8 protein-coding genes are annotated in these 4,470 nt (G+C 68.5%); 3 read left to right on the forward strand and 5 right to left on the reverse strand.

Annotated features, from left to right (window positions below; genetic code table 11):
• The coding region (locus tag Q0C12_RS14600; protein ID WP_290891472.1) for a M48 family metalloprotease at positions 1 to 613 on the reverse strand (613 nt) is incomplete at its 3' end.
• Positions 614 to 785: 172 nt separating this feature from the next.
• Here Q0C12_RS14600 and grxC point away from each other — a divergent pair.
• From grxC to Q0C12_RS14615, 3 genes are all read left to right on the forward strand, one after another.
• Positions 786 to 1,031, forward strand: a complete 246-nt coding sequence (grxC, locus tag Q0C12_RS14605) for a glutaredoxin 3 (protein ID WP_290891485.1) — start codon at positions 786 to 788, stop codon at positions 1,029 to 1,031.
• Positions 1,028 to 1,420, forward strand: a complete 393-nt coding sequence (locus Q0C12_RS14610) for a carboxymuconolactone decarboxylase family protein (RefSeq protein WP_290891474.1) — start codon at positions 1,028 to 1,030, stop codon at positions 1,418 to 1,420. Before grxC ends, Q0C12_RS14610 begins: the two co-directional genes overlap by 4 nt.
• A gap of 171 nt (positions 1,421 to 1,591) precedes the next feature.
• On the forward strand, positions 1,592 to 2,602 hold the full coding sequence (locus Q0C12_RS14615; RefSeq protein ID WP_290891476.1) for an isocitrate dehydrogenase: 1,011 nt from the start codon (positions 1,592 to 1,594) through the stop codon (positions 2,600 to 2,602).
• A gap of 97 nt (positions 2,603 to 2,699) precedes the next feature.
• Here the strand turns inward: Q0C12_RS14615 and Q0C12_RS14620 are convergent, their stop codons facing one another.
• From Q0C12_RS14620 to Q0C12_RS14635, 4 genes are all read right to left on the reverse strand, one after another.
• Entirely contained in the window at positions 2,700 to 3,116 is a 417-nt protein-coding gene (locus Q0C12_RS14620; RefSeq protein WP_290891478.1) for a DUF2007 domain-containing protein, read from the reverse strand.
• Positions 3,113 to 3,556: an HIT domain-containing protein gene (locus tag Q0C12_RS14625; RefSeq protein ID WP_290891480.1), complete on the reverse strand. Its 444-nt coding sequence runs from the start codon at positions 3,554 to 3,556 to the stop codon at positions 3,113 to 3,115. Before Q0C12_RS14625 ends, Q0C12_RS14620 begins: the two co-directional genes overlap by 4 nt.
• A gap of 129 nt (positions 3,557 to 3,685) precedes the next feature.
• Positions 3,686 to 3,895 carry a hypothetical protein gene (locus Q0C12_RS14630; protein WP_290891482.1) on the reverse strand — a complete coding sequence of 70 codons (210 nt, stop codon included), beginning with the start codon at positions 3,893 to 3,895 and terminating at the stop codon, positions 3,686 to 3,688.
• Between the two features lie 226 nt (positions 3,896 to 4,121).
• Positions 4,122 to 4,385 (reverse strand): hypothetical protein, encoded by a 264-nt coding sequence (locus Q0C12_RS14635; RefSeq protein WP_034210612.1) that lies wholly within the window; start codon positions 4,383 to 4,385, stop codon positions 4,122 to 4,124.
• Positions 4,386 to 4,470: the final 85 nt, after the last annotated feature.

A 4,470-nucleotide genomic window follows, 5' to 3' on the forward strand; every position in this document is an offset into this window, starting at 1 on the left:
CGCTCTTCCGATCTTGGCGCTGCTGCATCAGGGCCGCGGCGCCGGTGATGGCGGCCGCGGTGGCGTCGCCGGCCTGGCTGCCGCCGCCGCTGGCGCGCGCGCCGCCGCCCTGCGACTGCGACAGCGCGATCGCGCCGAGCATCGCCAGCAGGATCGGCACCTGGTCCTTCTGGGCGCGCTCGACCGCGCGCAGCACGTGGCGCTGGCTGACGTGGGCGATTTCGTGCGCCATCACGCCGGCGACCTCGTCCTCGGTCTCGGCGGTGACCACCAGGCCGGCGTTCATGCCGATGTAGCCGCCGAGGGTGGCGAAGGCGTTGATCTGCCGGTCGCGCATCATGAAGAAAGTGAAGGACTGGCGCGGCGTGTCGCTGGCGGCGGCGAGCCGGTAGCCCATGGACTGCAGCCAGCCGTCGACCAACGGGTCGTCCAGCACCAGGCCCATGCGCCGCAGCTCATAGAGCGTGTAGGCGCCGTAGCGCGCCTCCAGTCCCGGGTCGATCACCTCGCCCGCGGACGAGCCGATGTCCGGCAGCCCGGTGCTCTGGGCGCGGGCGCTGCAGGCCAGCGACAGGGCCAGGCTGAGGGCGGCTACGGGGAGCAGGATGCGCACGGCGACTCCAAGCGGGGGATGCCCGAGGATACCGGCTGGCCGGGGCGCAGGGCGTGAATCGGGGGTTAACACCGCCGCGTGCCGCAGCGTTGCGCCCACGCGCGCTGGCAAAGGCGGCCCGGCGCCCCCAAACTTGGCGGGTCAACGGAGGACCGACGTGCCCAACATCACGATGTACACCACCGCGATCTGCCCCTATTGCGTGGCCGCGAAGAATTTCCTCAAGTCCCGCGGCGCCAGTTGGGAGGAGGTTCGCATCGACCTCGACCCGGTCGCCCGCGAGCAGATGATGGCGCGTGCGCGCCGTACCTCGGTGCCGCAGATCTTCATCGGCGATACCCACGTCGGCGGCTACGACGACCTGGTGGCGCTGGATCGCGCCGGCGGGCTCAAGCCGCTGCTGGAGGCGCAGTCGTGAGCGCGTCGGAGAAGGACCGGGTCAAGGAGTTCACCGAGTTCAGGCAGCGCATGAACGAGCGCATCCTGGGCCAGGACAACCAGGTGGTGCGTCGCTTCTTCGCGCTCGACACCCAGACCTACAAGGCCGGCAAGCTCGACCTCAAGACCAAGGAGCTGCTGGGCCTGGTGGCGTCGATGGTGCTGCGCTGCGACGACTGCATCAGCTACCACATCGCCCAGTGCAAGGAAGCCGGGGTGGACCGCGACGAATTCTTCGAAGCCTTCAGCGTGGCCCTGGTGGTCGGCGGCTCGATCGTGATCCCGCACCTGCGCCGCGGCGTCGATTTCCTCGACCAGCTCGAAGGCCAGGGCATCCACGCCCCCGCGGCGCCAAACCACGATCACTGACCCACCCAAATAAACCAGGTTCATTTGTGTAATGAACCTGGTTCATTTGCTGGGTTCTCCGGTTCCGCCCCCGACCAAGGTCCAGTGGGCGGCGGGTCAGCTTGATCTGGCATAATACTGCGCCTTTGGCGGCCGGCCGGCTGCCATTACTTCTTGGAAGAACAAGCACTTATGACCCAGACCATCGCGGTGATCCGTGGCGACGGCATCGGCCCGGAAATCATGGACGCCACCCTGCAGGTGCTCGATGCGCTGAAGGTCGGCCTCACCTATGACTTCGTCGAAGCCGGCCTGAGCGCCTACGAGAAGCAGGGCGAACTGCTGCCCGCCGCCACCCTCGACGCCATCCACCGCCATCGCGTCGCCCTGAAGTCGCCGCTCACCACGCCGGTCGGCGAGGGCTTCAGCTCGATCAACGTCGAGCTGCGCAAGCGCTTCGACCTGTACGCGAACGTGCGTCCGGCGATCAGCTTCCCGAACACCAAGTCGCGCTACGAGAACATCGATCTCATCACCGTGCGCGAGAACACCGAGGGCGCCTACATCGGCGAAGGCCAGAACCTCACCGCCGACGGCGAGACCGCCACCCTGGTGCAGAAGGTCACCCGCCGCGGCTCCGAGCGCATCGTGCGCTACGCCTTCGACCTGGCCCGCCGCATCGGCCGCAAGAAGGTCACCGTGGTGCACAAGGCCAACATCCTGAAGTCGACCTCGGGCCTGTTCCTGAAGGTCGCGCGCCAGGTGGCCACCGAGTACCCGGACATCCAGTGCAACGAGATGATCGTGGACAACACCTGCATGCAGCTGGTGATGCGTCCCGAGCAGTTCGACGTCATCGTCACCACCAACCTGTTCGGCGACATCCTTTCCGACCTGTGCGCGGGCCTGGTCGGTGGCCTGGGCCTGGCCCCGGGCGCGAACATCGGCACCGAGGCGGCGATCTTCGAGGCCGTGCACGGCTCGGCGCCCGACATCGCGGGCAAGGGCATCGCCAACCCGGTCGCGCTGCTGCTGGCCGCGGTGCAGATGCTCGAGCACCTGGGCAAGGTGGCCGAGGCCAATCGCCTGCGCCAGGCGATCATCGACACGATGGCGGCCAAGGACAACCTGACGCCGGACCTCGGCGGCACCGGCACCACGCAGTCCTTCGCCGCGGCGATCGCGGCGCGCGCCGCGGGCTGATCCTCCCGCCGGCGGCATCGAAAAGGGCGCCCGCGGGCGCCTTTTTTTTTGCCGGACCCGCCCCTGTAGGAGGGACTTCAGTCCCGAAGGCCGCACGTCACCCGCGCACCCACCGATGCCCGCAGTCCGCGCACTCGCCCCGGCTCCCGCGCAGCGGGAACGTCGCCGCCCCGAACAGCCACACCGCCACCGCCAGCAGCTTGCCCGTGGCCGGTGCCCTCGTGCTGAAACGCGCGCTGCCGCAAGCCGGGCAGGCTTCGGGCGACTCGCCGACGGTTTCCTCCAGCTCCCGCTCCAGCTCACCGTTCGCGTACGCCGCGACCAGTGCCCGCGCCTCGTCTGCCTGCCCCGCGGGCACCTGCACCCGCACGCCGCCCATCGCGCCCGTTAGCGGATAGTTGGCCGTGACCAGCTGGTCGTCGGCGACGGTGGCCTGGAGTCCTGCCGATTCCAGCAGCGCGCGCACGACGTGTGCTTCGGACGGCTCGAAGTAGCGGGCGACGGTGATGGTCATGGCGTGTTGTCCCTTTCACTGGCCAGCGCGTCGCGAACGCGAACGGCCAGTCGATCCCTGGTTGCCTGGTCGGCGATCGTCGGTGGTTCGGGGTAGATCCGCAACAGGCCGTCGCCAGGTTGCCGCGGGTGCACGTGGAAGTGCAGGTGCGGCACTTCCTGGAACGCCGCTTCGCCAATGGAGTGCCACAGGCTCAGGCCTTGCTGGGGGAAGGCGCGGTCCACCGCGCGGGTGAGCCTGCCCAGCGCCTGCATCAACGCAGTGCCCGTCGCCGGGTCCAGGAAGCGGATGTCGCTGACATGGGACTTTGGAACCACCAGCACATGGCCGGGATTCGCCTGCCGCAGATCCATGAAGGCGAGTGTCAGCGCATCCTCATGCACGACGCTTGCCGGCGCGGTGCCGGCGATGATGCGGCAAAAGATACAGTCGATGGGCATGCTTCCCCTGGCTTGCTGTCGGAGCCCGGGCCTCATTGTCGCGGTGGGCGCCGCGGGCGGAGGCGTTCCCGGCGTCGCCATGGAAAAGGACCTGCGGACGCGGGTCCTTTTCCTTTCGTGCCGGCGCGATCAGGCCGAGGGCGTGGCCTCGGCGGACGCCTGGCTGCGGCCATAGAGCCACAGTCCCGCCCCGACCACCGACAGGCCGATCCGGATGCCCCAGCCGACGCTCGGGCCCCAGTTGTCGATCCAGGACAGCACGATGAACTCGCGCTCCATGTAGTTCAGGATGATCGAGCCGATGCCGAAGAAGAACATGTAGCCGCCAATCGTTTTCATGCAGTTTCCCCGTTGGTAGTGATGTTGCGGAACGTCCCCTGCCGCCACGCCATTGCCTGACCGGTGAAGGCTGGCATAGTGTCGGACGAACAAAACGGAACGGGCCGGCGTGCGCCGGCCCGTTCCGCCGCCGATGCTAGACAAGGCAGGCGCCACGCGCCAGCTCGGGGCTGCAAGCGGAAGCCGCCCCGCCCCAAGCCCGCCTCAGGTGGCCGCCGGCGCCGGCTCAGCGCACCACGACCGTGGTGGCCTTGTTCGCCACCAGGTAGGGCTTGAGGTCCTCGACCTGGCGCAGCTTGCCGATCGCGCGCTGGGCGAACTTCGCGGTGGTGATGCGCACGTGGCAGTTCTGGAACTCGCGCTCGGGGTCCTTGCCGCGCGAGCTGTAGACCACGCGGCCGTCGCGGTCCCAGCCCAGCACCAGCCGCTCCTGCAGGTGGCTGGTGCGGTAGATCCAGCCTTTCTGGATGTCGGATTCGGCCATGGCCATGCGTGGGTTCCTGTTCGGTGCGTGGGTGTCAGTCGTTCGGCAGCCAGCCCAGCGTACCGGCGTGCAGGCTCTGGACATAGAGGCG

This window comes from Arenimonas sp. (assembly GCF_022842045.1).
In the GTDB taxonomy this organism is placed as follows: Bacteria; Pseudomonadota; Gammaproteobacteria; order Xanthomonadales; family Xanthomonadaceae; genus Arenimonas.